The organism is Endozoicomonas euniceicola (genome assembly GCF_025562755.1).
GTDB lineage: Bacteria > Pseudomonadota > Gammaproteobacteria > Pseudomonadales > Endozoicomonadaceae > Endozoicomonas_A > Endozoicomonas_A euniceicola.
In genome coordinates, this window is the sequence record NZ_CP103300.1 from 6,200,032 (window position 1) to 6,223,396 (window position 23,365).

Here is a 23,365-nt window from a genome sequence, read left to right on the forward strand (position 1 = left end):
AGATCCGCCTTCTTTTATGTCTGTAGCTATGCCTTCCGGGAATGCTTCCTGGGGTACTTCCAGGGCGCCTTCTAGGAGTACTTCCCAAGAACGAGCTTCTTCAGGAATACGAGCTTCTTCAGGAATAGCACAAACTCGACATATAGAAGCCTTAAGTGGTTATGAACTTAGCGTATTCGCGACGACCTCCTCCGAAGGTACTGCAATTCTCGCAACACTTCAAAGTGATACATCCCCGATAACCATGACAACGGTCTCTCAAGATTCCGGTACAGTTACCGATCTTGACCCGGGTGACCTGGTGCGAGATCCTGGTAATGAATGTCCTATTTGTTTTAATAGTTTTAGTACTGGAGAACATTCATTTACTCCATGCTGCAATACTAAATTCCACTCTGAATGTCTTCGCAAGTTAAGTATATCAGTGGTCGGCCAAGAATTTCCTTGCCCGCATTGTCGGAAAATGCTTACGCGCGAGTGGGCCCATACAGTAAGAATATCAGCGTTATAGCTTGCTCTGACGGGTCAGCTTAATTCTTGAGATACCTTCACTTGCCAGGGTAGAAGCTATTCCGGTTTATCCGCTGTGTCGGCATAAGTTAGCTCTTTCAGAATGTGGCTCAGGGGCTCGAAAGGTTCCTGGTGGCCTGACGTGAAAAATGCTGTAAGAAGGTAACTATTCAGCCCCTAAACGAAAGACTGGAATTTTTGTGATTTCGTGCCATTTTGAAAGACAGTTTTCAGGCGTCTACACGTCATGAGTCAACCCGCTCCCGAATTCCAGATTATCGTCGCTCTCTTTACTGCTGTGAACGAGCAACAGGAGCGGCTTACTCGTTTGAGTGAGCAAGTTTCAAAACTGGAAGCAGAGAGTTACAACCGGCCTCAACGGCTTTAATCGGAGTCAATCTCTATGGGGTTATTCATTACATCCCAATATTCTTTACCATAATCTATCCAGATGACATCTCCCGCCTTGATAGGCTTTAAAGCAATAACAAAGGGGATAGTGACGTTATCCTCTTTATGATAATGGTCAATAAAAGAGGCATTTTGTTCTGGCAAACACCTGTCAGTTCCGTCATAGGTAGTGCAACTGTTTATACAAGTGGTGATATTTCCCTGCCTGAAACCTGATATAAACTCATTTTTGAGACCATAGCTATAGGAATCAATTTTTCGCAATGATGCGCCTGCCGCCTGTGCGCCCTGTGCATAAGTGTTGTCAGACAGCCGTTCACCCGCATAATGCCCCAGAACCTCCCACTGTTGAATATTTTTTGCTGCAATAACTTCATTCTGGCCTTTAAGCCCTGGGAAAACCGAACCGTCATTCTTATTTATTCTCATCCTTGCATTAAGGTAGGACTCTCTATCATCAACATTCAGCTTTTTATATTGATCAATAGCGGCATTTATTTCACTCCTTATTTTTTTATTTTTAGGGACCCCAATACTATCAAAATCCATTTTTGATCGTTTCTTTCGAGGAGCCTCATCAATTTCCTTTTTTACAGATGGCTCTGCATGCCAGATCGGTGCTCTGTTATCGAAACGGTGCTGCCGGGATAAAACACCGGTCTTCAGCTCTGATTTCACTAACACAACCTCACCAGATGAATCGAGGTGAGGCTCTTTATCAGAACTCCCGCTTACATCGGAATCAGTAAAAGAAGAAGATGGACCTGGTCGAGCTACACTGCTTTCACTCCAGGAATCTTCATCAATAACTTCAACTTTAATTTTTTTGGGTGGCTCGCTTGGGGCGGAACCCCCAAGACAGATCCTTTTACGGACATTTGGTATGTCAACTCTTTTACCAACAGACGATGTTTGCACATTGGTCACATCAGGGGCACCACTGGGACGGGCTCTGTTCACAGGTTGGGAACCTGACGGGAGGTAACCCCCCGATAGTTCAGGGCCTGACTCATCTACAAAAATTCTTTCAGGGCCAGAATCCGGAACGTTTGGATAAGTATTCGCGGTCACTAGTCCTGATCCCTGTGTTACCGTTGTTGTGATGGTTGAAGGTCTGCATTCAGTGACTACATAGGCAGTTCCTACCAGGGATTTGACGGTGCTTATGATTGTCTTATTGTTTGGCGATACTTGGGTTTGGGTTGTTACGGTTACCACTCCCTCTGGTTCCGTGTGCGTATGCACAGTGGTGGAATGGGTTGTTGATCCGGATGGGTGTCCTGCCTCGCAGTGCCTGGAGAGATAGCTCTGTCGACTAAAACGACAACCGCATGTTTCACACTGCAAGGGTGCGTTTTCGTTATGAACGTTCTTGTTATGTCTTTTAAGATTGCCTGATTGAGTAAAAGAAGTACCGCATGGCAGACACTCATAAGGGCGTTCACCGGTATGGACTAGCATGTGCTTAGCCAGGTTTCCTTTAGCTGCAAAAACCCAGCTGCATACAGAACATGGAAAACGTTTTTCACCGGTATGGATTAACATGTGCTGAGTCAGGTTTCCTTTAGCTGCAAAAGCCTTGCTGCATACATCACATTGAAAAGGTTTTTCACCGGTATGGATTAGCATGTGCTGAGTCAGGTTTCCTTTAGCTGCAAAAGCCCTGCTGCATACATCACATCGAAAAGGTTTTTCACCGGTATGGGTACGCATATGTTCGGTGAGAAGATCGGAACGAGTAAGAACCCTTTTACATACTTCGCACTGAAAAAGCGGGTCATCACTGTGAATTCGCTTATGAGTTTTGAGATTGTACGCAGTTGAGAAAGCTTTCCCACACTCATTACAGATGAAATCCGGCATGCTTGATACTCCTGTGTGCGGCACAAAAAACACAGAGTTAATCCTTTCACTTCAAGCTGTATAAGTAACATTCAATGATAGACAGGATTGCGGCAGTGAGCCCGGAAAAGTCTTCTCCAATATAAAAATAGCCAAAAGCGATGATCAATACACCGGTAAACATGACTTGATAAATCGATTCAGAACCCTTGTCAGAACACCCACTCTGCAACTCCCCTGTATCAGCATGCCAATGCACGTCACTTATCGTCAAACCTTCGTCTTACATCAAAATTCTCTGCTACTATACTCAACGCTGCTAAAATCATACCATTACACAACCGGCTCAACGGCTTTAATCGGAGTCAACCTCTATGGGGCTATTCATTACATCCCAATATTCTTTACCATAATCTATCCAGATGACATCTCCCGCCTTGATAGGCTTTAAAGCAATAACAAAGGGGATAACGACGTTATCCTCTTTATGATAATGGTCAATAAAAGAGACATTTTTTTCTGGCAAAGACCTGTCAGTTCCGTCATAGGTCGTGCAACTGTTTATACAAGTGGTGATATTTCCCTGCCTGAAACCTGATATAAACTCATTTGAACTGCGTGAACTGAGACCATAGCTATAGGAATCAATTTTTCGCAATGATGCGCCTGCCGCCTGCGCGCCCTGTGCATAAGTGTTGTCAGACAGCCGTACACCCGCATAATGCCCCAGAACCTCCCACTGTTGAATATTTTTTGCTGCAATAACTTCATTCTGGCCTTTAAGCCCTGGGAAAACCGAACCGTCATTCTTATTTATTCTCATCCTTGCATTAAGGTAGGACTCTCTATCATCAACATTCAGCTTTTTATATTGATCAATAGCGGCATTTATTTCATTCCTTATTTTTTTATTTTTAGGAACCCCAATACTATCAAAATCCATTTTTGATCGTTTCTTTCGAGGAGCCTCATCAATTTCCTTTTTTACACATGGCTCTGCATGCCAAATCGGTGCTCTGTTATCGAAACGGTGCTGCCGGGATAAAACACCGGTCTTCAGCTCTGATTTCACTAACACAACCTCACCAGATGAATCGAGGTGAGGCTCTTTATCAGAACTCCCGCTTACATCGGAATCAGTAAAAGAAGAAGATGGACCTGGTCGAGCTACACTGCTTTCACTCCAGGAATCTTCATCAATAACTTCAACTTTAATTTTTTTGGGTGGCTCGCTTGGGGCGGAACCCCCAAGACAGATCCTTTTACGGACATTTGGTATGTCAACTCTTTTACCAACAGGCGATGTTTGCACATTGGTCACATCAGGGGCACCACTGGGACGGGCTCTGTTCACAGGTTGGGAACCTGACGGGAGGTAACCCCCCGATAGTTCAGGGCCTGACTCACCTACAAAAATTCTTTCAGGGCCAGAATCCGGAACGTTTGGATAAGTATTCGCGGTCACTAGTCCTGATCCCTGTGTTACCGTTGTTGTGATGTTTGTAGATCTGCATTCAGTGACTACATAGGCAGTTCCTAGCGGGGATTTGACGGTGCTTATGATTGTCTTATTGTTTGGCGATTCTTGGGCTTGGGTTGTTACGGTTACCACTCCTTCTGGTTCCGTGTGCGTATGCACAGTGGTGGACTGGGTTGTTGATCCGGATGGGTGTCCTGCCTGGCGGTGCCTGGAGAGATAGCTCTGTCGACTAAAACGACAACCGCATATTTCACACTGCAAGGGTGCGTTTTCGTTATGAACGCTCATGTTATGTCTTTTAATATTGCTTAATTGAGCAAAAGAAATACCGCATGGCAGACACTTATAAGGGCGTTCACCGGTATGGACTAGCATGTGCTTAGCCAGGTTTCCTTTAACTGCAAAAGCCCAGCTGCATACATCACATTTAAAAGGTCTTTCTCCAGTATGGGTACGCATATGTTCGGTGAGAAGATCGGAACGGGAAAAAACCCTTTTACATACTTCGCACTGAAAAAGCGGGTTATCACTGTGAATTCGCTTATGAGTTTTGAGATTGTTCGCATGTGAGAAAGCTTTCCCACACTCATTACAGATGAAATCCGGCATGCTTGATACTCCTGTGTGCGGCACAAAAAACACAGAGTTAATCCTTTCACTTCAAGCTGTATAAGTAACATTCAATGATAGACAGGATTGCGGCAGTGAGCCCGGAAAAGTCTTCTCCAATATGAAAATAGTCAAAAGCGATGATCAACACACCGGTAAACATGACTTGATAAATCGATTCAGAACCCTTGTCAGAACATCCACTCTGCAACTCCCTTGTATCAGCATGCCAATGCACGTCACTTATCGTCAAACCTTCGTCTTATATCAAAAATTCTCTGCTACTATATTCAACGCTGCTAAAATCATACCATTACACAACCGGCTCAACGGCTTTAATCAGAGTCAACCTCTATGGGGCTATTCATTACATCCCAGTATTCTTTACCATAATCTATCCAGATGACATCTCCCGCCTTGATAGGCTTTAAAGCAATAACAAAGGGGATAACGACGTTATCCTCTTTATGATAATGGTCAATAAAAGAGACATTTTTTTCTGGCAAAGACCTATCAGTTCCGTCATAGGTCGTGCAACTGTTTATACAAGTGGTGATATTTCCCTGCCTGAAACCTGATATAAACTCATTTGAACTGCGTGAACTGAGACCATAACTATAGGAATCAATTTTTCGCAATGATGCGCCTGCCGCCCGCGCGCCCTGTGCATAAGTGTTGTCAGACAGCCGTTCACCCGCATAATGCCCCAGAACCTCCCACTGTTGAATATTTTTTGCTGCAATAACTTCATTCTGGCCTTTAAGCCCTGGGAAAACCGAACCGTCATTCTTATTTATTCTCATCCTTGCATTAAGGTAGGACTCTCTATCATCAACATTCAGCTTTTTATATTGATCAATAGCGGCATTTATTTCATTCCTTATTTTTTTATTTTTAGGGACCCCAATACTATCAAAATCCATTTTTGATCGTTTCTTTCGAGGAGCCTCATCAATTTCCTTTTTTACACATGGCTCTGCATGCCAAATCGGTGCTCTGTTATCGAAACGGTGCTGCCGGGATAAAACACCGGTCTTCAGCTCTGATTTCACTAACACAACCTCACCAGATGAATCGAGGTGAGGCTCTTTATCAGAACTCCCGCTTACATCGGAATCAGTAAAAGAAGAAGATGGACCTGGTCGAGCTACACTGCTTTCACTCCAGGAATCTTCATCAATAACTTCAACTTTAATTTTTTTGGGTGGCTCGCTTGGGGCGGAACCCCCAAGACAGACCCTTTTACGGACATTTGGTATGTCAACTCTTCTACCAACAGGCGATGTTTGCACATTGGTCACATCAGGGGTACCACTGGGACGGGCTCTGTTCACAGGTTGGGAACCTGACGGGAGGTCCCCCCCCGATAGTTCAGGGCCTGACTCATCTACAAAAATTCTTTCAGGGCCAGAACCCGGAACGTTTGGATAAGTATTCGCGGTCACTAGTCCTGATCCCTGCGTTACCGTTGTTGTGATGTTTGTAGATCTGCATTCAGTGACTACATAGGCAGTTCCTAGCGGGGATTTGACGGTGCTTATGATTGTCTTATTGTTTGGCGATTCTTGGGCTTGGGTTGTTACGGTTACCACTCCTTCTGGTTCCGTGTGCGTATGCACAGTGGTGGACTGGGTTGTTGATCCGGATGGGTGTCCTGCCTGGCGGTGGTGTCTGGAGAGATAGAACTGTCGACTAAAACGACAACCGCATGTTTCACACTGAAAGGGTGCGTTTTCGTTATGAATGCTATTGTTATGTCTTTTAAGATTGCCTAATACAGCAAAAGAAACACCGCATGGCAGACACTTATGAGAACGTTCACCGGTATGGACTAGCATGTGCCGATTCAGGGTTCCCTGAGATCTAAAAACCTTGCTGCATACATCACATTGAAAAGGTTTTTCACCGGTATGGATTAGCATGTGCTGAGTCAGGTTTCCTTTAACTGCAAAAGCCCAGCTGCATACATCACATTTAAAAGGTTTTTCACCGGTATGGGTACGCATATGTTCGGTGAGAATATCGGAACGGGAAAAAACCCTTTTACATACTTCGCACTGAAAAAGCGGCTCATCACTGTGAATTCGCTTATGAACTCTGAGAGAGTTCGCATTTGAGAAAGCTTTCCTACACTCATTACAGATGAAATCTGGCATGCTTGATACTCCTGTGTGCGGCACAAAAAACACAGAGTTAATTCTTTCACTTCAAGCTGTATAAGTAACATTTAATGATAGACAGGATTACGGCAGTGAGCCCGGAAAAGTCTTCTCCAATATGAAAATAGCCAAAAGCGATGATCAATACACCGGTAAACATGGCTTGATAAATCGATTCAGAACCCTTGTCAGAACATCCACTCTGCAACTCCCTTGTATCAGCATGCCAATGCACGTCACTTATCGTCAAACCTTCGTCTTATATCGAAAATTCTCTGCTACTATATTCAACGCGGCTAAAATCATACCATTACACAACCGGCTCAACGGCTTTAATCGGAGTCAACCTCTATGGGGCTATTCATTACATCCCAATATTCTTTACCATAATCTATCCAGATGACATCTCCCGCCTTGATAGGCTTTAAAGCAATAACAAAGGGGATAGTGACGTTATCCTCTTTATGATAATGGTCAATAAAAGAGACATTTTTTTCTGGCAAAGACCTGTCAGTTCCATCATAGGTCGTGCAACTGTTTATACAAGTGGTGATATTTCCCTGCCTGAAACCTGATATAAACTCATTTGAACTGCGTGAACTGAGACCATAGCTATAGGAATCAATTTTTCGCAATGATGCGCCTGCCGCCTGCGCGCCCTGTGCATAAGTGTTGTCAGACAGCCGTTCACCCGCATAATGCCCCAGAACCTCCCACTGTTGAATATTTTTTGCTGCAATAACTTCATTCTGGCCTTTAAGCCCTGGGAAAACCGAACCGTCATTCTTATTTATTCTCATCCTTGCATTAAGGTAGGACTCTCTATCATCAACATTCAGCTTTTTATATTGATCAATAGCGGCATTTATTTCATTCCTTATTTTTTTATTTTTAGGGACCCCAATACTATCAAAATCCATTTTTGATCGTTTCTTTCGAGGAGCCTCATCAATTTCCTTTTTTACAGATGGCTCTGCATGCCAAATCGGTGCTCTGTTATCGAAGCGGTGCTGCCTGGATAAAACACCGGTCTTCAGCTCTGATTTCACTAACACAACCTCACCAGATGAATCGAGGTGAGGCTCTTTATCAGAACTCCCGCTTACATCGGAATCAGTAAAAGAAGAAGATGGACCTGGTCGAGCTACACTGCTTTCACTCCAGGAATCTTCATCAATAACTTCAACTTTAATTTTTTTGGGTGGCTCGCTTGGGGCGGAACCCCCAAGACAGACCCTTTTACGGACATTTGGTATGTCAACTCTTTTACCAACAGGCGATGTTTGTACATTGGTCACATCAGGGGGATCACTGGGACGGGCTCTGTTCACAGGTTGGGAACCTGACGGGAGGTAACCCCCCGATAGTTCAGGGCCTGACTCATCTACAAAAATTCTTTCAGGGCCAGAATCCGGAACGTTTGGATAAGTATTCGCGGTCACTAGTCCTGATCCCTGGCCAGAATCCGGAACGTTTGGATAAGTATTCGCAGTCACTAGTCCTGATCCCTGTGTTGCCGTTGTTGTGATGTTTGTAGATCTGCATTCAGTGACTACATAGGCAGTTCCTAGCGGGGATTTGACGGTGCTTATGATTGTCTTATTGTTTGGCGATTCTTGGGTTTGGGTTGTTACGGTTACCTCTCCCTCTGGTTCCGTGTGCGTATGCACAGTGGTGGACTGGGTTGTTGATCCGGATGGGTGTCCTGCCTGGCGGTGGTGTCTGGAAAGATAGAACTGTCGACTAAAACGATAACCGCATGTTTCACACTGAAAGGGTGCGTTTTCGTTATGAACGCTCTTGTTATGTTTGCTAAGATTGCCTAATAGAGAAAAAGAAGTACCGCATGGCAGACACTTATGAGGACGTTCACCGGTATGGACTAGCATGTGCCAGGACAGGGTTCCCTGAGCTCTAAAAACCTTGCTGCATATAGGGCATGAAAAAGGTTTTTCACCGGTATGGATTAGCATGTGCCGAGACAGGGTTCTTCTATTTCCAAAAGTATTGCCGCATACATCACATTGAAAAGGTTTTTCACCGGTATGGGTACGCATATGTTCAGCGAAACTATCGGAACGAGAAAAACCCTTTTTACATATCTCGCACTGAAAACGCTGCTCACTACTGTGGGTTCGCTTATGAACTCTGAGAGAGTTCGCATTTGCGAGAGCTTTCCCACACTCATTACAGATGAAATCCGGCATGCTTGATACTCCTGTGTGCGGCACAAAAAACACAGAGTTAATCCTTTCACTTCAAGCTGTATAAGTAACATTCAATGATAGACGGGATTGCGGCAGTGAGCCCGGAAAAGTCTTCTCCAATATGAAAATAGCCAAAAGCGATGATCAATACACCAGTAAACATGACTTGATAAATCGATTCAGAACCCTTGTCAGAACATCCACTCTGCAACTCCCTTGTATCAGCATGCCAATGCACGTCACTTATCGTCAAACCTTCGTCTTATATCGAAAATTCTCTGCTACTATATTCAACGCTGCTCTGTGCGCGTCTCCAGCCGCCTTCGAGATTGGTGTGACACAGGTGGGTCGTCATCGCCTGTTCCGGTATCGCCAAAGTATCACCGTTTGATCTGGTCAAGCGTACCTCCATCCCGATAATGGGCTCCTTCATGGTTGGTATGCCGCACCTGATCCTGTTTATGTGACGTTCATTTAACGCTTCATTTAACTCTTCATTTAACTAGCCATAAACAGCCCTGAACAAAAAAGCGGCCTTTCACTGAGCGCATGACCGCTTTTTTTTATGGCAAAGATGTTATTACCACTAACACTCTGGTTAGTGATTCAGGCAGTAAAACGATAACAGCTGTTGTCAAAAGGGAATCGTTAATTTAAGGAACCTTTGGCATGGATGCTTCTCAATTTGGAATACCACGAATACTGATAACGTCTCCTGAATCAATCGTTACAGAATACCACGAGCAACAACCAGATAACGTTGAAAAGAAAAAAGATACTCATCAAACAACGGGCTTACGTAGTCAGGAATCCCCTCAGCAAGAGAGCCCTAAAGGTTTCTTGATTAATGCTCGTCAACTCTCTCGCTCGACATCAGGCCTTGACCATACAACGACGACTGAGGACTCTGAAGTAATCGCTCCAGTCCCTGTGAAACGAAACATACCGTCGCGCATAACAATAAGACGATCAAAATCAACAACAAGCCTGAGAAATAAGCTACCGCCGGATTTGCAACCTCAATCATCGAAACACTCTATTGCGCCATGTCCATCAGGCGAATACACCAACCCTCTCAATCCTGAAGATATTCATCGCGCCATCAGGGAAAAATCACTCGGCCAGGTGGCAACTAAAGCACTCAAACCAATGGTCACGACGTTATATGAATGTACAGCAGCACCATTGCCGGACAGCCCGGAGAAGTCCAGACAGCATGAAGATACAAATAAGCGATTCAGGATAGTCAGACAGATGGGCATCATGGGAAGTTTTTTTAATCGCCATATACCCCATGAGTTAAAACAGCGGAAACTTGGTGGGGGGTATCTGGATTTTAGCCCCAGAACCCCCTTTGAATGCATTGCGCACAATATCAGAACCATTTTGATGAGTCCATCCAGCCTGCCCGGGCGGTTTGTCAATTTAGGGGCTATCAAACGGGACGATCAAAATATCGACTTTGGATCGGGTGACGATCTACAGGCCAGTAGCATGATCGTTGATCAGTTCGCGGATCTGCTGGTTAACATTTTGAAAATAGCCAAGAGCGATGATCAATATACCGGCAAACATGACTTGATAAATCGATTCAGAAACCTTGTCAAAGATTTCCAGGCATGCAGGACTCAGGGGCTGGCTTCCCAGGAATGTTGCGCACATATGCTGACCATTTTTCAGGAAATTCTTCAGTGCGTACCAATGATTGAAAGCGCTTCAGAGACCGAACTCAACAGCCTGACTATGATGGAGCGTACACTGGCAGCTGCCAGCAAAGTTCCTGTCGAGGCTGAAGCGCAAAAAGCGTTGCTTGACCTGATATCAATGACCTTCAGAGAAATCCGGCAAGGCCATTGTGTTGAAGACATTCTGGGGGAGTTTGAGCAACTGGCTGATGAGGTATCCTTAATCGGTTCAGACACCCGTGAGCAGATCGCCACCGAAAAGCAGGAACACAAGCACACCATAGAGGCATTGGAATCAAGTTACAACGTATTACAAAATCAAAAATACAAAGACACATCGGCATCTATAACCAAAAAAGTCTGGAAAAAAAAGATGGCAACCTTAACGCAGGAGCTGGACGCATCGATTAAAGCTAAAAATGAACAGTTCAGGGAAAAGCTCGCTGAGCTATCTAAACAAGCTAAAACACAGGACAAACAGCGACTGGCAGAATGGAAAAACAAGCTTATGGACTTTGCCCGCAGACAGACAGACCGTTACGGATAGTCAGAGCATCCACTCTGTAACTCCCTTGTATCAGCATGCCTATCGCAATGCCTGCATTTTTGGCTGACACGATGTGGAGTGACAGTCGGGAAAACTGTTTTTACAATTCCAGAGTCGTATAAATAAGCACGAATATGCAATAAAACCGGTCAGGCAAAGAGTCATAATTTTATAAAGATAATAATTATCAGTTAAATTAAGATTGATAGTACAGAGTTGATGTTTGCATAAGAAAATGATTAATGCGGGTCACACCCACTGGCGTTTTCCCCTGAGCAGTCTGACCGTCAATAGGACCTTCAGGCTCTCAAGTACTTTTTTCCCTTTTTCCGGCAACGCCAGGAGCCTGTCGGAGTTGATTAAGACGGCTTTTCTGCGAGGTAATTCACAGTGGTAACCAAAATTTTCACAATGACCAACACACATTCTGCGCGTGTTCGCTGGTATGGAGTATGGAGTGGTGGCCGTGCGTATATTAAACCCTCTGTAAGATTGGGGAGGACGGTGGGATTATGTGCGGCTACTACGGTGATATGGTTGAAAAAAAGTATTGCCTCCAATGACAGAGGCATTCTAAGTGCTGCCGAGCTTGGCCCGGAACATTTGATGGCAATCGTACAGGGAGCATGCGGGGCAAGGAGTATACCTGGTTGTAGCAAAGGAAACGCTGTACTTCCCTATATTCTTTCCTTGCTCCAAAGTCAGAACCTGAAGGCTCGTGGAGGAGCCCTAGGATCAGGACCCATTCCACCAGAAATGATTACCCAGCTATTAAACAGGTCCGGTTATACATTATTGTGTTTTTTGCCACCTGTTGGTAACGGTCATTTAGTGGCCATAAGATATGAAAATCAGACCCTGCAAATGTTTGATGCCAATCAAGGTTTATTCCAGTACTCCGATGAGTCCAGTTTTATACAGCATATGTATGGACTATTCATGAGAGAATATTCAGACATGATTGGTGGTAAATGGGGAGTATTCAATGTGATACCCGATATGTAATACCAGCCCCAGCTTCTGACTATGAATTGTGCAGCTATTTTCAACCACTGAGGGGAGCGATAATCAATAATTTACCGGCTCCGGAACAATTGTCACACCCCATTTCTTTAACTCAGGGTGGCGAATGATGTGAGGCTGTATTTCAGCTAATTCTTGTTTACTCAGTCTCACACCTTTTTGATACGGTTGATCAAGTAGCTTCACTATCGGGTTCATGCATTTCCATACCATTGTCTTTGTCCACTCCAAAACAGACGTTACTGTGTTCAGAAGGCTCCCATTCCAATGTTTTTCGAGATAAGACCAGCCTCGTTCAATCGGATTGTATTTGCTGTGGCAGGGAGGGTAGTAAACCAGCCGTCTTCAGCCCCGCTTTTTTGGCAAACTCAACCATTCTGAAAAGAAACTGGGTTCGGTGGCTGTTACTTTCAGGTCCGTTGTCTGCGTAGATAATGAGGTGTTTGCATTCAGAGGTGACATTAACGCTGGACATGATATGTACAATCAATCACAGAGGGAGCAGGAAAGATACTCCGGTAAAGTTTGATATGCCACTCCCCTTATATCGAAGATTCTCTGCTACTATACTGACCATCTACCGGTCAATATGCAGAAAGGGTCATGCCGTCTGTTACCCGCTCTTTTCGACTACTCTTCCTTTTGTCGGTGTCACTGTTACTGGCAGGCAATTGCAGATCGGAAAGCTTTTCCTCCCAGGCTGTTCATGCCTCAACACTGTTTTTGAATGCCCGTGCGAAAGAGCTGGCTGACTCTCTGGAAGCCTCTTATTTTAAAGTCAGTGTCGAGTCCCCCCCAAAGCGTATAAAGCTGCCCTTATGCCCGGACACTCCGGAAATAAAGCTAGTGACATTACTGGCTCCTGGTCGACAGTCCGTGAAGGTCATCTGCCGGGAGCGTGATAACCAGAGTCTGCTACTTCATGCCAATGTCAGCCTGTTTCTGCCGGTACTCATCAGTACCGGGCGCATTCAGGGCGGAAGCAGGGTGACGGGAGCCAACAGCAACTGGGAGATTCGTGATATCAGTCGCCTTAAACAGGGGTACTTCAGAGACATTGATCAGCTGAAAAGATTACAAGCCGCTAAAACCATCAAACCCAATCAGGTGCTGACACCTATGATGTTCCTGCCAGCAAAGGAAATGCAAAAACATTAATCAGTGATTGCTATTTAGGCAGCACAAGCTGTAAGCACGCAATTTTCTTTCCAACTATCTGATTTTCCAGCAGTAAATAGATACAGGTCAATATTCAGTAAAAAAAGCCCTGTATTATTTACCGACTGCTTTACCTTTGCTTACACAAATATCATAAGGAAGTTTATGTCTAAGGCCAGAATGGTTGCACTGCTGTGCGCTCTGCCAATATGCGCACTGCCAGCGGTAAGCGCCGCAACAACGGATGTTTCTGTGATCAAGGCAGAATACCGCCCCATTTTCCAGCAAAAAACTTACAGCACATCACTGACGGCTGCGCAGCGGATTACGCTTATTTCGCAGACCTCAGGGGCTGTCGTTGAGAAAATGGTACGCAACGGACAGAACGTCAGCATTGGGGATGTGATCGTTCAACTGGATGACCGCGATTACCAGCTAAACCATAGAGAGAGTGAAGCCAACCTCGACCTGGCAAAAGCCAATTATCGTGAAGCGCAAAACGAACTGAAACGGTCCAGTAAGCTTTACAAAAGCGGGGGCATGTCCCAGTCCCGGTTTGAGCAGGTAGAAACCCAGTTTATCAAGGCAACAGCCAGCAAAGAGCTGGCCGAAGTCAATGAGCAACGAGCCGCCCTGGCACTGGAACGTACCAGAATCCGGGCGAAAGCTGCCGGTAAAGTTATCAACCTGTATCTGGATGAGGGGCAACACGTGACGGAAGGCTCACATGTGTGCGACATCATCAATGACGAAAAAATTGATGCCATTGTTGAACTGCCCAGCAATGACCGTTTTCTGCAAGCCGTTGATACGCTGTCAGCACATCTGAGCGTTGACAGTGCCAACTACAGCCAGTCCGGTCAGCTGTTTGCCATTGACGGTGCCATTGATCCTACCAAGAGTACCCTCAGGGTTCGCTACCGGTTTAACAATGAGGGACAGTTGCTGGACGGACACTTCGGCAAAGTCACCCTCAGCAATAACAATGGTGAAGGCAATATCACTGTGCCTCAGTCGTCTGTTCTGAGCGACCGCCAGGGGCAATATGTTTATGTCGCTAACAACGGCATTCTGGAGCAGAAACGGGTGCAATCACTGGGTAAATATGAAACCAGTGAACTGGTTAACGGATTGCAGAAGGATGACCTGGTGGTCGTCAGTGGCACCATCAAGCTCTACCCGGGACAGGAAGTGAAAGCAAACCTGGTAGAGGGTGGTGAAGGATGAGTCGCTTTTTCATTAACCGACCGAACTTTGCGATTGTCGTCGCCCTGTTCATGACCATCGTTGGTGCCATTGCCCTGAAAGTGCTGCCGGTCGGCCAGTACCCCAACGTGGCTCCTCCCACCGTTATGGTTTACGTCACCATGGATGGTGGCTCGACGGATGTTATGCAGAAGTCTGTGGCCACTTTGATCGAGAAAGAGGTCAACGGCGTGGAAGGCATGACTTACATGAAGTCCAACATCGGCAACGATGGTTCCTACGGCCTTGAAATCCAGTTTGAAATCGGGCTGGACGCTGACCGGGCCGTGACCCTGGTGCAGAACCGGGTCAATAAAACCGTATCCAACCTGCCGGAAGGCGCACGCCGTTATGGTGTTACGGTGGAAAAAGTGTCGTCGGGGATGTTGATGGCCTTTTCGGTACGTGACGACAGTGGTCGTATGGATGATATCGAACTGTCCAACTGGACGTCCATGAGCCTGAAGGAAGGACTGCAACGAATCTCCGGCGTATCCAGGGTCATGGTTCTGGGTGAAAAGAACTACTCCATGCGCATCTGGCTGGACCCTCAGAAAATGAACGCCCTGTCCATGACGGTGGATGAAGTTCAGGCCGCCCTGTTAGAACAGAACCAGATTCTGGCTGCCGGGCGCGCCGGTCTTTCCCCCAGCGAAGGCGACAACTCCTGGGAATATACCTTCAAGGTCGACAGCGCGCTGCAAGAGCCCGAAGACTTCGCGAACGTTATTATCCGCGCTGACTCCACCGGCATCATCAAGATAAAAGACGTCGCCAGGGTTGAGCTGGGCTCTGTGCAGTACATGGCCAACTCCTACTACAACAACCAGGCAGCGACGACGGTCTTCATGTATCGCTCCCCCACCTCTAACGCCATGGAAGTGGGTAAGGCTGCCAAGGAGTTCCTGGCGAACACACCACGGCCTGACGGGCTTGCTATCGAAATCCCTTACGACGGCACCGTGTTCGTAGAAGCGGCCATCAACGATATCTTCAAAACGCTGCGCGACGCTTTGATACTGGTGACACTGATCACCATGCTGTTCCTGCAAAGCTGGCGGGTTACCCTGATTACCATCGCCAGTATTCCGGTATCGCTGATCACCACCTTTGCCATCATGCTGGCCTCCGGCATGACCATCAACATTGTCTCCATGTTTGGCCTGATCCTGGCTATCGGTATCGTGGTGGACGCTGCCATCATCGTTATCGAGAACGTCGAGCGCCTGTGGGAAGACGATCCTAGCCTGTCCGTCCGGGATGCGGTTCTGAAGTCCATGGAAGAAGTGACCGGCCCGATCATCGCCTCTATGCTGGTACTGCTGTCGGTGTTTGGCCCAACCTTGTTCATGCCGGGCATGACCGGGATTCTTTACGGCCAGTTTGGTATCGCTATTTCTGCGGCGGTGGTCGTGTCAACAGTGGTCGCCCTGGTGCTGACGCCGGTTCTGTGCATGCTGCTGATGAAGCAGGGCGAAAGCAAGAAAATCTGGTTGTACCGGGTATTCGACAAAGGCGTTAACCAGACCCGTGACGGCTTCGGACACCTGGTCAGCTTCTTTGGCCGCCGTCTGTTTATGTCGGCGGCGCTGATTCTCGGTCTGTTTGGCAGTATCTGGCTGCTGGGCAACCAGACCTCCACCGGTTTTCTTCCCGATGAAGACAAAGGCACCCTGTTCGCCGTAGTGATGCTGCCTGACGGTTCCGCTTTGCACCGTACTGACAGTGCGCTGGAAACTCTGTCTGACCAGATGCGCGGCATTGAAGGCATAAAATCCGTGGTAACCGTGGCAGGCTTTAACCTGATCACCAACTCTACCGGCCCTAACGCTGGCCTGATGCTGATCACCCTGGACGACTACGAAAAGCGTCAGGGTATTGAGGCTTTGAGCCTGTGGTCGGTACTGGGACAAACCCAGGGGATTCTGGACGCGGAAGATAAGGTGTTTGGTATGGTATTCCCACCTCCGGCTATTCCTGAGCTGGGTCTGGTGGCGGGTTTTGACCTGATGTTCAAAGACACTCAGGCCCGTGATCCGGTGGAACTGGCTGAAGCGTCCTATGCCTTTATCGAAAAGATCAACGCGGACCTGCGGGTGGTAGGCGCCTACACCACGTTTACCGCCAACACCCCGAATATCAAGCTTGAAATCGACCGCGAGAAAATCAAGATGATGGGGCTGCAAATGGATCAGGTATTCAATACCATTCAGGCGCAGTTTGCAGGAGCGTATTCCGGTAAGTTCAACATGAACGGTCGTAACTTCTTTGTGTTCGTTCAGGCGGAACAGACAACCCGGAAGTATATTGAAGACCTCAATGTTCTGACCGTTCGCAACCAGCATGGTGAGTTGATCAATATCAGCAGTATTGTTACACCGACCGTCGTGTTTGGCCCCCAGGTTCTGCAACAGTTCAACCTTAACCAGGCAGTTAACATTAATGGCTACCCGGCACCGGGCTACTCCTCCGGTGACGCCATCAAAGCGGTGGAAGAAGCCGCAGAGGCACTGCCGGCGGGTTATGAAATTGAATGGGCCGGTCTGACCAAACAGGAGCTGGCCGCCGGTAACTCAGCGGTTATCGCTTTCGCTCTCGCCATTCTGTTTACCTATCTGCTGCTGGTCGCGCAGTATGAATCCTGGGTGATCGCCCTCTGTATCATTCTGTCGGTACCTACCGCTGCGCTGGGTACACTGGGTATCGTCTTCCTGATGGGTACGGACGTGAACCTTTATGTGCAGATTGCCATGGTGCTACTGGTGGGCATGTCAGCACGTAATGCCATCCTGATTGTGGAGTTCGCTAAAAAACTGCGGGAAGAAGAAGGTTACGGGATTGTTGACGCTGCCGTCACCGCCACCCGGATGCGTTTCCGTGCGGTGATGATGACAGCCCTGAGCTTTGTCTTCGGCCTGTTCCCACTGATGTTCTCTACCGGCGCCGGTTACGCAGCCCAACAGTCTATCGGCTGGGCAGCCTGTGGCGGTATGGTATCCGCGACCTTCCTCGGAATGCTGGTTGTACCGGTTATCTACGTACTGTTGCAAACGGTGCGGGAACGAGTAATGAAAAAAGTAACAGGATCAGTGTCTGCTGCTTCTGTAAACTAGCCCTGTCCCTTTGATACCCTCCCCTACCGTCCTGTTGGGGGAGGTACGCAAATTTTCGATAACTCCAACCTACGTCACTCCATAATCAGAAAATAGTCACCAGAAAAATGCCCTGAAGCATTCTGTTTCGACGACGGTCAGGCTATAGTGTGGCCGTTACCAAGGGGATACGGTTATGAAAGCGGAAACCAGCGATCAGAAGAATGTACTTGGGGAACCATTGCAGCCCTGCTGTTTCAATCCCACCACCGGTGTTTTTCGGGACGGCTATTGTCATGCCACCAAAAACGATCCTGGATTACATCTGGTCTGCGCCCGTATGACCAAAGACTTTCTGGAATATTCCCTGTTGCAGGGCAATGACCTGATTACACCGAAACCGGAGTTTGATTTCCCCGGACTTCAGGCAGGCGACCGCTGGTGTCTGTGCGCCATGCGCTGGAAGCAGGCTTTTGACGCGGGTCTGGCACCCCCGGTGTATTTAAAGTCTACCCATGAGCAGGCTCTGGAAGTCACCTCATTACAGGATCTGAAATCCTGTGCCATTGATATTCACTAGCATCTTATTTAACGTCAAACAGAAACAGACAATGCAGTACGAATGTACAACTGAAAACCTGAACGAATCCTTATCAGAGCCGGACAATACCACTCTGAGCCAGTCAGTCAGCAGAGAAACCCACATGGAAGCGCAAAACGCCTCAACTGATACCAGTCAACCCCCTCAAAACCCTGAAGAAGTATCTAAATCAGAAGCTCTGAGAATGGTTCGTGAACGGTGGCCGGAAGCCTTTCGGGTGTCTTCACCCAGACCACTGAAAGTCGGCATTCATAATGAAATGAAACAGACCGGCGAGTTCCCTCTGCCCATCATTAAAAGTGCATTAAAACTGTTTACGTCTCAGGAACGTTACCTGATGTCCATCAAGCCCGGACGTAGCCGCATCGACCTGGATGGCAAAACGGCGGGCAAGGTAAAGCTGAAAGAAGCGGTTAACGCTGAAATCACGTTGTTTATGCGTTCGGAAAAGCAGCGCCGGAAACAACAGCGCACTCATGTGGGTCAGTTACGGTTGGTCGCCCTGGGTTCACAGGCTCCTGAACAGTCGTCTGAGCAATCCAAAGCCTGCGAAATCACTGACGCTACTGCCTTATAAATCAGAATCAGTTTCTGTAAATGGTCTGGATCAGGTGAAAACCAAAACTGGTTTTCACTGGCCCATGAATTTTCAGCACCTCTTTTTTGAACACCACATCGTCAAAAGCCCTGACCATCTGACCAGGGCGGAACTCGCCCAGGTCGCCACCCTTTTTACCTGACGGACAGGTAGAGTGCTTCTTTGCCAGCTGGGCAAAGTCAGCCCCTTTGTCCAGCTGTTTCTTGAGCTTTTCAGCCTCTTCTCTGGTTTTTACCAGAATATGTCTTGCACTGGCGACTGCCATGTGACATCTCACTTATCAATAAAAAATTAGACGCTGATTATGCGCATTACGACGAATGAATCAACTCCAGCGCAATCGCAGTGGCTTCTCCACCGCCAATACACAGCGAAGCGACCCCCCGCTTGCCACCCCGTTGCTGTAAGGCATTGATGAGGGTGACCATAATACGTGCGCCGCTGGCTCCCAGTGGATGTCCCAGCGCACAGGCTCCGCCAAAGACATTGACCTTACTGTGGGGCAAACCCAGCTTCTGCATAGCCACCAGAGTGACCACGGCAAAGGCTTCATTGATTTCAAACAGGTCCACCTGGTCGGCAGACCAGCCCACCTTGCCCAGCAGTTGCTCAATGGCAGTTACCGGGGCAATAGTGAACTCGGCTGGGATACGGGCATGACTGGTAAACCCATGAATTCTTGCCACGGGCTGAAGCCCCCGGGCCAATGCGTCTGACTCTCGCATCAAAATTAAAGCGGCGGCACCGTCAGAGATTGAGCTGGAATTTGCGGCAGTAACAGAACCCTCAGCCGCAAAGGCGGGCCGAAGTTTTCGAATCTTGTCGACCCGGGCTTTTCCGGGTTGTTCATCCACCTTCACCAGACCAGCTTTTCCTGCGTCAACGGGCGTAATTTCATTGGTAAACCAGTCGTTAGCTATGGCCTGCTGCGCCCTTTCCAGTGATTCAATGGCGAAATCATCCATGGCTTCCCGGCTCACCTTGAAGCGAATCGCCGTCTGTTCCGCAAAGACGCCCATCAACTGCCTGTCATAAGCGTCTTCAAGCCCATCGGTAAACATGGAGTCCTGAAGGTCGGCGTGTCCGATTCTTAGCCCCTGCCGGACTTTTTTCTGAAGATAGGGGGCGTTGGACATGCTTTCCATTCCACCCGCCACCACTATATCAGACTCCCCTGTTAGCAGTTGCGCACACCCCGTCATCACGGCCTTCATGCCGGAACCACAGACTTTATCAACGGTTGTACAGGGGATTGAATCGGGCAAACCTGCGCCCCGACAAACCTGCCGGGCAGGCGCCTGCCCTACCCCGGCGGATAAAACACAACCCATAATCAGTTCTGAAACATGGCGACCATCAACCCCGCTGCGCGCAAGGCTGGCACGTACAGCCTCCAGCCCAAGTTCCGGGGCAGACAGTCCTGACAGGGAACCCTGAAAACTGCCCATGGGCGTTCTGGCGCAATTAACAATGACGATGTTATCTGACCGGGACATAAGACACCTTCTCAAAAGGATTGGATGTTATTGGTTTTGTTCAGAGAGTCGGTTAAGAGTGTAAGCGATATGGACAGAAAAGGTTAATGGTCAGTGACCGGACGGGTCACTGACGGAATGAATTTCAGAGGCAATCTTCGTCAATAACGTCAAAACAACCCCAGTCAGAAAAGAGTTGCTGCACTTCCTCCATCGCGGTTTTGTCGGCATTGCTGATATGGCGCAGAACAGCATTCGCCAGTGAAGAGGCCAACTCAGTCTGCAGGCTGGTGCTGAGACCGGTTGGCAATCGCAGAATAACATCACCAAAAATGACACTCCCTCCCTGAGTGACCCGGATCAGATACTCCCCCTGGGTGGATTCGGTCATTGTGAGAACGGCTTTGTTCGCTTCCCTGCTCATAATGTCTCCCCTCTGGTAGATCCTATTGAAAGGCATCGGCCAGCCGTCATGATAATTCAGGGAAACAGTTAGCGGTTAGCTGTTAACTGTTGGCTGTTGGTCAGGCAGCTAAAAGCCAACAGCTAAAAGCCAAAAGCGGCTTCTAGCGACAACGCCACACCGTACAATGAGCCACCGTGTGCTGATACTTTCTGGCGGTTTCCCGTATAACAAACGGAATATCCACCGGGGGCTGCACTTCTTCGAAATGCAGGCTAAGCACCCGCTTCAGGGCAGAGTAGGTATCCAGCGCTTCACCATTTTCACGAATGCCGCCCAGCCATTTATCTTTGTGGGTATAGTCTTCCAGCCAGGTATAGGGAGAAGTCAGTACAAGAAACCCTCCGGGGCGAATGCGTTCGTGGATATTTCCCAGAAAAACCAGCGGTTCGGTCAGCCGGTCAATCAGATTGCCTGCAAATACAAGGTCATAATCGCAGTACTTCGGCTTAAGGTTACAGGCATCGCCCTGGGTAAACAGAATCCGGTTAACGTCTGTGGTATCCAGCCCCATAACCTTCAGGCTGGCGACCTTAAACTCTCCCAGCTCACCTTCTGTCGGGGTGAAATAACGGATTTTACCGTTTTTCTGTAACTCAGCAGCGGCTGAAATAAACCGTGCCGAAAAATCGATGCCGTCAACATGCTGAAACCAGCGGGCCAACTCAAAACTGCTGCGCCCTACCGAACAGCCCAGATCAAGCGCGCGGGTCATCGGGCGGCTCCCCATCAGGCGATGACACAGTTCTGCACAGCGTTTCGGGTAATTGCTGACCCCGAAATATTCCTGGCCGAAATGAAATTCAAGGTACTGGGAGACCAGCGTATCGGTTTCATAAGGATTAATGGTTTCCTGATCTGAAGCAGTCGACTCCACATAACGAAAACCGGCATGTTGAAAAAAGTGGCGTCGAAACGCATAACGTGAGTCTTTAATGCCATAATTGCCCGTGGATATCCAACAGCCTCCCTTAATCAGATTATGTTTGCTGTCAAAGGTCGGGGTAGAAAAGTCATCGTAATAAGGGTGAACACGAAAGCCTTCGTAAGCATCAATCGGGGTACGGGTCCATTGCCAGACATTACCGATAATGTCGCAGAAGTTACCGTTACGAAACTGGTCTACCGGGCAGGCTGAAGACCAGTATTCAAGATTGATATTACCGGGAGCCTGCTCCCAGTAAGGCAGGTCAGTGTCAATCTGCCCCCTGAGACAATACCATTCGGCTTCCGTAGGCAGTTGAATCGATTTTCCCGTGACTTCCGATTTCCAGCGACAAAACGCCTGGGCTTCATGGCAGTTGGTATCTACCGGCCAGTTCCAGGGCATGTCAATCTCTTCCAGGAGGGTTCGGTAGTGCCAGCAATCTTCTTTTCTTACCCAGAATTCAGGATGCCTTGCTTTAGCAAAGGTTGCCCATGCCCAGCCTTCATCCGTCCACCAGCGTTCGGTGTCGTAGCCACCGGCGTTTAAAAATGCGAGAAACTCACCATTGCTGACAAGATACTCACTGGCCTTGAAGGGCGCTACGTCGACCTCCTGTGAACCATACTCATTATCCCAGCCATACAACGGATCATCGTAAGATTTGCCCAGTTTCAGTTTGCCTCCGTTCAAAGCCACCAGCGTATTTTCCGGGGCGGCTCCGGTTTCGTTGCAGACCGGCCACGATCCATTATTGTTCAGACAAGAAAGCGGTAGCTGTCGAATAAGTACCGAGGACGTTTCCAGGTGAATACGCTCATGCTCTATCCCCATCAGAATCAGCCAGGCGGCGCTGTCCCATTGAACCGGAATCTCCAGCGGCATCCCCCTGATAAACTCACACACCATTGCACGCACTTTTTGCCGATAGGCTTGCAATGCCTCAACAGCAGGCCAGTCGTAGTTTTTATCATCCAAGTCATCCCAGGACATCTCATCAACGCCAATAGCCATCATGGCTTCAATATCCGGATCAATCCGGTTTTCAATCAGTCGGGCGGCGATGAGTTTATTGACAAAAAAAGTCGCCGTATGTCCGTAGTAAAAAATCAGGGGATGACGCAGTGAAATGGCTTTCATGTACCAGGCTTCATCACTATCAAGGACTTCAAAAAGGCGGTCGTAAACATCATAGGTCTGGCAGAAATAATTAAGTATTTCTTGTCGTTTACTCTCCGGCGTACCGGTATTCAGGAGTGGCATCCGGCTGGATAGAGTCTTGTCAGCAGTCACAAAGTTAAGCACTGTCATTTTTCTCCCGGGGGTAGAAAGACA

The 23,365-nt window shown here is 47.8% G+C and carries 20 protein-coding genes and 4 pseudogenes; 10 read left to right on the forward strand and 14 right to left on the reverse strand.

Annotated elements, in window-relative coordinates; translation table 11 throughout:
- Nucleotides 1–244: 244 nt before the first annotated feature.
- Nucleotides 245–511 (forward strand): RING finger domain-containing protein, encoded by a 267-nt coding sequence (locus NX720_RS27380; RefSeq protein ID WP_404831117.1) that lies wholly within the window; start codon nt 245–247, stop codon nt 509–511.
- A gap of 383 nt (nt 512–894) precedes the next feature.
- Here NX720_RS27380 and NX720_RS25400 read toward each other — a convergent pair whose 3' ends face one another.
- From NX720_RS25400 to NX720_RS27400, 8 genes and pseudogenes are all read right to left on the reverse strand, one after another.
- A complete protein-coding gene (locus tag NX720_RS25400) occupies nt 895–1,881 on the reverse strand; it encodes an SET domain-containing protein-lysine N-methyltransferase (protein WP_262598399.1) in 987 nt (328 codons plus the stop codon).
- Nucleotides 1,882–2,712: 831 nt separating this feature from the next.
- A pseudogene (locus NX720_RS27385) lies at nt 2,713–2,784 on the reverse strand (C2H2-type zinc finger protein); the annotation flags it as partial.
- A 334-nt stretch (nt 2,785–3,118) separates the two neighbouring features.
- Nucleotides 3,119–4,117 carry an SET domain-containing protein gene (locus NX720_RS25405; protein ID WP_262598400.1) on the reverse strand — a complete coding sequence of 333 codons (999 nt, stop codon included), beginning with the start codon at nt 4,115–4,117 and terminating at the stop codon, nt 3,119–3,121.
- A 579-nt stretch (nt 4,118–4,696) separates the two neighbouring features.
- Nucleotides 4,697–4,852 (reverse strand): annotated as a pseudogene (locus tag NX720_RS27390) (C2H2-type zinc finger protein); the annotation flags it as partial.
- 335 nt (nt 4,853–5,187) lie between these two features.
- On the reverse strand, nt 5,188–6,186 hold the full coding sequence (locus tag NX720_RS25410; RefSeq protein WP_262598401.1) for an SET domain-containing protein: 999 nt from the start codon (nt 6,184–6,186) through the stop codon (nt 5,188–5,190).
- Nucleotides 6,187–6,684: 498 nt separating this feature from the next.
- A pseudogene (locus NX720_RS27395) lies at nt 6,685–7,008 on the reverse strand (C2H2-type zinc finger protein); the annotation flags it as partial.
- Nucleotides 7,009–7,343: 335 nt separating this feature from the next.
- Nucleotides 7,344–8,342, reverse strand: coding sequence for an SET domain-containing protein-lysine N-methyltransferase (locus tag NX720_RS25415; RefSeq protein WP_262598402.1), 999 nt, complete (start codon nt 8,340–8,342; stop codon nt 7,344–7,346).
- 636 nt (nt 8,343–8,978) lie between these two features.
- A pseudogene (locus NX720_RS27400) lies at nt 8,979–9,218 on the reverse strand (C2H2-type zinc finger protein); the annotation flags it as partial.
- A 121-nt stretch (nt 9,219–9,339) separates the two neighbouring features.
- Between NX720_RS27400 and NX720_RS25420 the strand changes: the two are divergent.
- From NX720_RS25420 to NX720_RS25430, 4 genes are all read left to right on the forward strand, one after another.
- On the forward strand, nt 9,340–9,609 hold the full coding sequence (locus NX720_RS25420) for a hypothetical protein (protein ID WP_262598403.1): 270 nt from the start codon (nt 9,340–9,342) through the stop codon (nt 9,607–9,609).
- 1 nt (nt 9,610) lies between these two features.
- Complete coding sequence (locus NX720_RS27405; RefSeq protein WP_404831118.1) at nt 9,611–9,685, forward strand: hypothetical protein; 75 nt, start codon at nt 9,611–9,613, stop codon at nt 9,683–9,685.
- A gap of 202 nt (nt 9,686–9,887) precedes the next feature.
- Nucleotides 9,888–11,450 (forward strand): hypothetical protein, encoded by a 1,563-nt coding sequence (locus NX720_RS25425; protein WP_262598404.1) that lies wholly within the window; start codon nt 9,888–9,890, stop codon nt 11,448–11,450.
- A gap of 411 nt (nt 11,451–11,861) precedes the next feature.
- Nucleotides 11,862–12,455 carry a hypothetical protein gene (locus tag NX720_RS25430; protein ID WP_262598405.1) on the forward strand — a complete coding sequence of 198 codons (594 nt, stop codon included), beginning with the start codon at nt 11,862–11,864 and terminating at the stop codon, nt 12,453–12,455.
- 63 nt (nt 12,456–12,518) lie between these two features.
- On the opposite strand, the gene NX720_RS27410 is transcribed toward NX720_RS25430, so the two are convergent.
- Nucleotides 12,519–12,812, reverse strand: a complete 294-nt coding sequence (locus NX720_RS27410) for an ISAzo13-like element transposase-related protein (protein ID WP_404831119.1) — start codon at nt 12,810–12,812, stop codon at nt 12,519–12,521.
- Complete coding sequence (locus NX720_RS25435; RefSeq protein ID WP_262598406.1) at nt 12,769–12,948, reverse strand: hypothetical protein; 180 nt, start codon at nt 12,946–12,948, stop codon at nt 12,769–12,771. Before NX720_RS25435 ends, NX720_RS27410 begins: the two co-directional genes overlap by 44 nt.
- Before the next feature lie 128 nt (nt 12,949–13,076).
- On the opposite strand from NX720_RS25435, the gene NX720_RS25440 reads away from it, so the two are divergent.
- The 5 genes from NX720_RS25440 to NX720_RS25460 all read left to right on the forward strand — a co-directional run bounded on the left by NX720_RS25440 (nt 13,077) and on the right by NX720_RS25460 (nt 19,146).
- Nucleotides 13,077–13,631, forward strand: a complete 555-nt coding sequence (locus NX720_RS25440) for a hypothetical protein (protein WP_262598407.1) — start codon at nt 13,077–13,079, stop codon at nt 13,629–13,631.
- 165 nt (nt 13,632–13,796) lie between these two features.
- The gene (locus NX720_RS25445) at nt 13,797–14,858 is read left to right on the forward strand and encodes an efflux RND transporter periplasmic adaptor subunit (protein ID WP_262598408.1); all 1,062 of its coding nucleotides are present in this window, start codon (nt 13,797–13,799) and stop codon (nt 14,856–14,858) included.
- Complete coding sequence (locus NX720_RS25450; protein WP_262598410.1) at nt 14,855–17,989, forward strand: efflux RND transporter permease subunit; 3,135 nt, start codon at nt 14,855–14,857, stop codon at nt 17,987–17,989. Before NX720_RS25445 ends, NX720_RS25450 begins: the two co-directional genes overlap by 4 nt.
- A gap of 175 nt (nt 17,990–18,164) precedes the next feature.
- Nucleotides 18,165–18,548 (forward strand): DUF2237 family protein, encoded by a 384-nt coding sequence (locus NX720_RS25455; protein ID WP_262598411.1) that lies wholly within the window; start codon nt 18,165–18,167, stop codon nt 18,546–18,548.
- Nucleotides 18,549–18,579: 31 nt separating this feature from the next.
- Complete coding sequence (locus NX720_RS25460) at nt 18,580–19,146, forward strand: ProQ/FinO family protein (protein WP_262598412.1); 567 nt, start codon at nt 18,580–18,582, stop codon at nt 19,144–19,146.
- A gap of 7 nt (nt 19,147–19,153) precedes the next feature.
- Here NX720_RS25460 and NX720_RS25465 read toward each other — a convergent pair whose 3' ends face one another.
- The 4 genes from NX720_RS25465 to ovoA all read right to left on the reverse strand — a co-directional run bounded on the left by NX720_RS25465 (nt 19,154) and on the right by ovoA (nt 23,341).
- Nucleotides 19,154–19,432, reverse strand: a complete 279-nt coding sequence (locus NX720_RS25465) for a peptidylprolyl isomerase (protein WP_262598413.1) — start codon at nt 19,430–19,432, stop codon at nt 19,154–19,156.
- A gap of 46 nt (nt 19,433–19,478) precedes the next feature.
- Nucleotides 19,479–20,663 (reverse strand): thiolase family protein, encoded by a 1,185-nt coding sequence (locus tag NX720_RS25470; RefSeq protein WP_262598414.1) that lies wholly within the window; start codon nt 20,661–20,663, stop codon nt 19,479–19,481.
- 124 nt (nt 20,664–20,787) lie between these two features.
- On the reverse strand, nt 20,788–21,066 hold the full coding sequence (locus NX720_RS25475; RefSeq protein ID WP_262598415.1) for a hypothetical protein: 279 nt from the start codon (nt 21,064–21,066) through the stop codon (nt 20,788–20,790).
- A 142-nt stretch (nt 21,067–21,208) separates the two neighbouring features.
- Nucleotides 21,209–23,341 carry a 5-histidylcysteine sulfoxide synthase gene (gene ovoA / locus NX720_RS25480; RefSeq protein WP_262598416.1) on the reverse strand — a complete coding sequence of 711 codons (2,133 nt, stop codon included), beginning with the start codon at nt 23,339–23,341 and terminating at the stop codon, nt 21,209–21,211.
- Nucleotides 23,342–23,365 lie beyond the last annotated feature (24 nt).

Coding starts and splice junctions, on each gene's coding strand:
- NX720_RS25445 (WP_262598408.1), top strand. CDS start 13,797: ATGTCTAAGGCCAGAATGGTTGCACTGCTGTGCGCTCTGCCAATATGC.
- NX720_RS25470 (WP_262598414.1), bottom strand. CDS start 20,663: ATGTCCCGGTCAGATAACATCGTCATTGTTAATTGCGCCAGAACGCCC.
- NX720_RS25460 (WP_262598412.1), top strand. CDS start 18,580: ATGCAGTACGAATGTACAACTGAAAACCTGAACGAATCCTTATCAGAG.
- NX720_RS25425 (WP_262598404.1), top strand. CDS start 9,888: ATGGATGCTTCTCAATTTGGAATACCACGAATACTGATAACGTCTCCT.
- NX720_RS25440 (WP_262598407.1), top strand. CDS start 13,077: ATGCCGTCTGTTACCCGCTCTTTTCGACTACTCTTCCTTTTGTCGGTG.
- NX720_RS25430 (WP_262598405.1), top strand. CDS start 11,862: ATGACCAACACACATTCTGCGCGTGTTCGCTGGTATGGAGTATGGAGT.
- NX720_RS25475 (WP_262598415.1), bottom strand. CDS start 21,066: ATGAGCAGGGAAGCGAACAAAGCCGTTCTCACAATGACCGAATCCACC.
- NX720_RS25420 (WP_262598403.1), top strand. CDS start 9,340: ATGAAAATAGCCAAAAGCGATGATCAATACACCAGTAAACATGACTTG.
- NX720_RS25465 (WP_262598413.1), bottom strand. CDS start 19,432: ATGGCAGTCGCCAGTGCAAGACATATTCTGGTAAAAACCAGAGAAGAG.
- NX720_RS25455 (WP_262598411.1), top strand. CDS start 18,165: ATGAAAGCGGAAACCAGCGATCAGAAGAATGTACTTGGGGAACCATTG.
- NX720_RS27380 (WP_404831117.1), top strand. CDS start 245: ATGACAACGGTCTCTCAAGATTCCGGTACAGTTACCGATCTTGACCCG.
- NX720_RS25435 (WP_262598406.1), bottom strand. CDS start 12,948: ATGTCCAGCGTTAATGTCACCTCTGAATGCAAACACCTCATTATCTAC.
- ovoA (WP_262598416.1), bottom strand. CDS start 23,341: ATGACAGTGCTTAACTTTGTGACTGCTGACAAGACTCTATCCAGCCGG.
- NX720_RS25450 (WP_262598410.1), top strand. CDS start 14,855: ATGAGTCGCTTTTTCATTAACCGACCGAACTTTGCGATTGTCGTCGCC.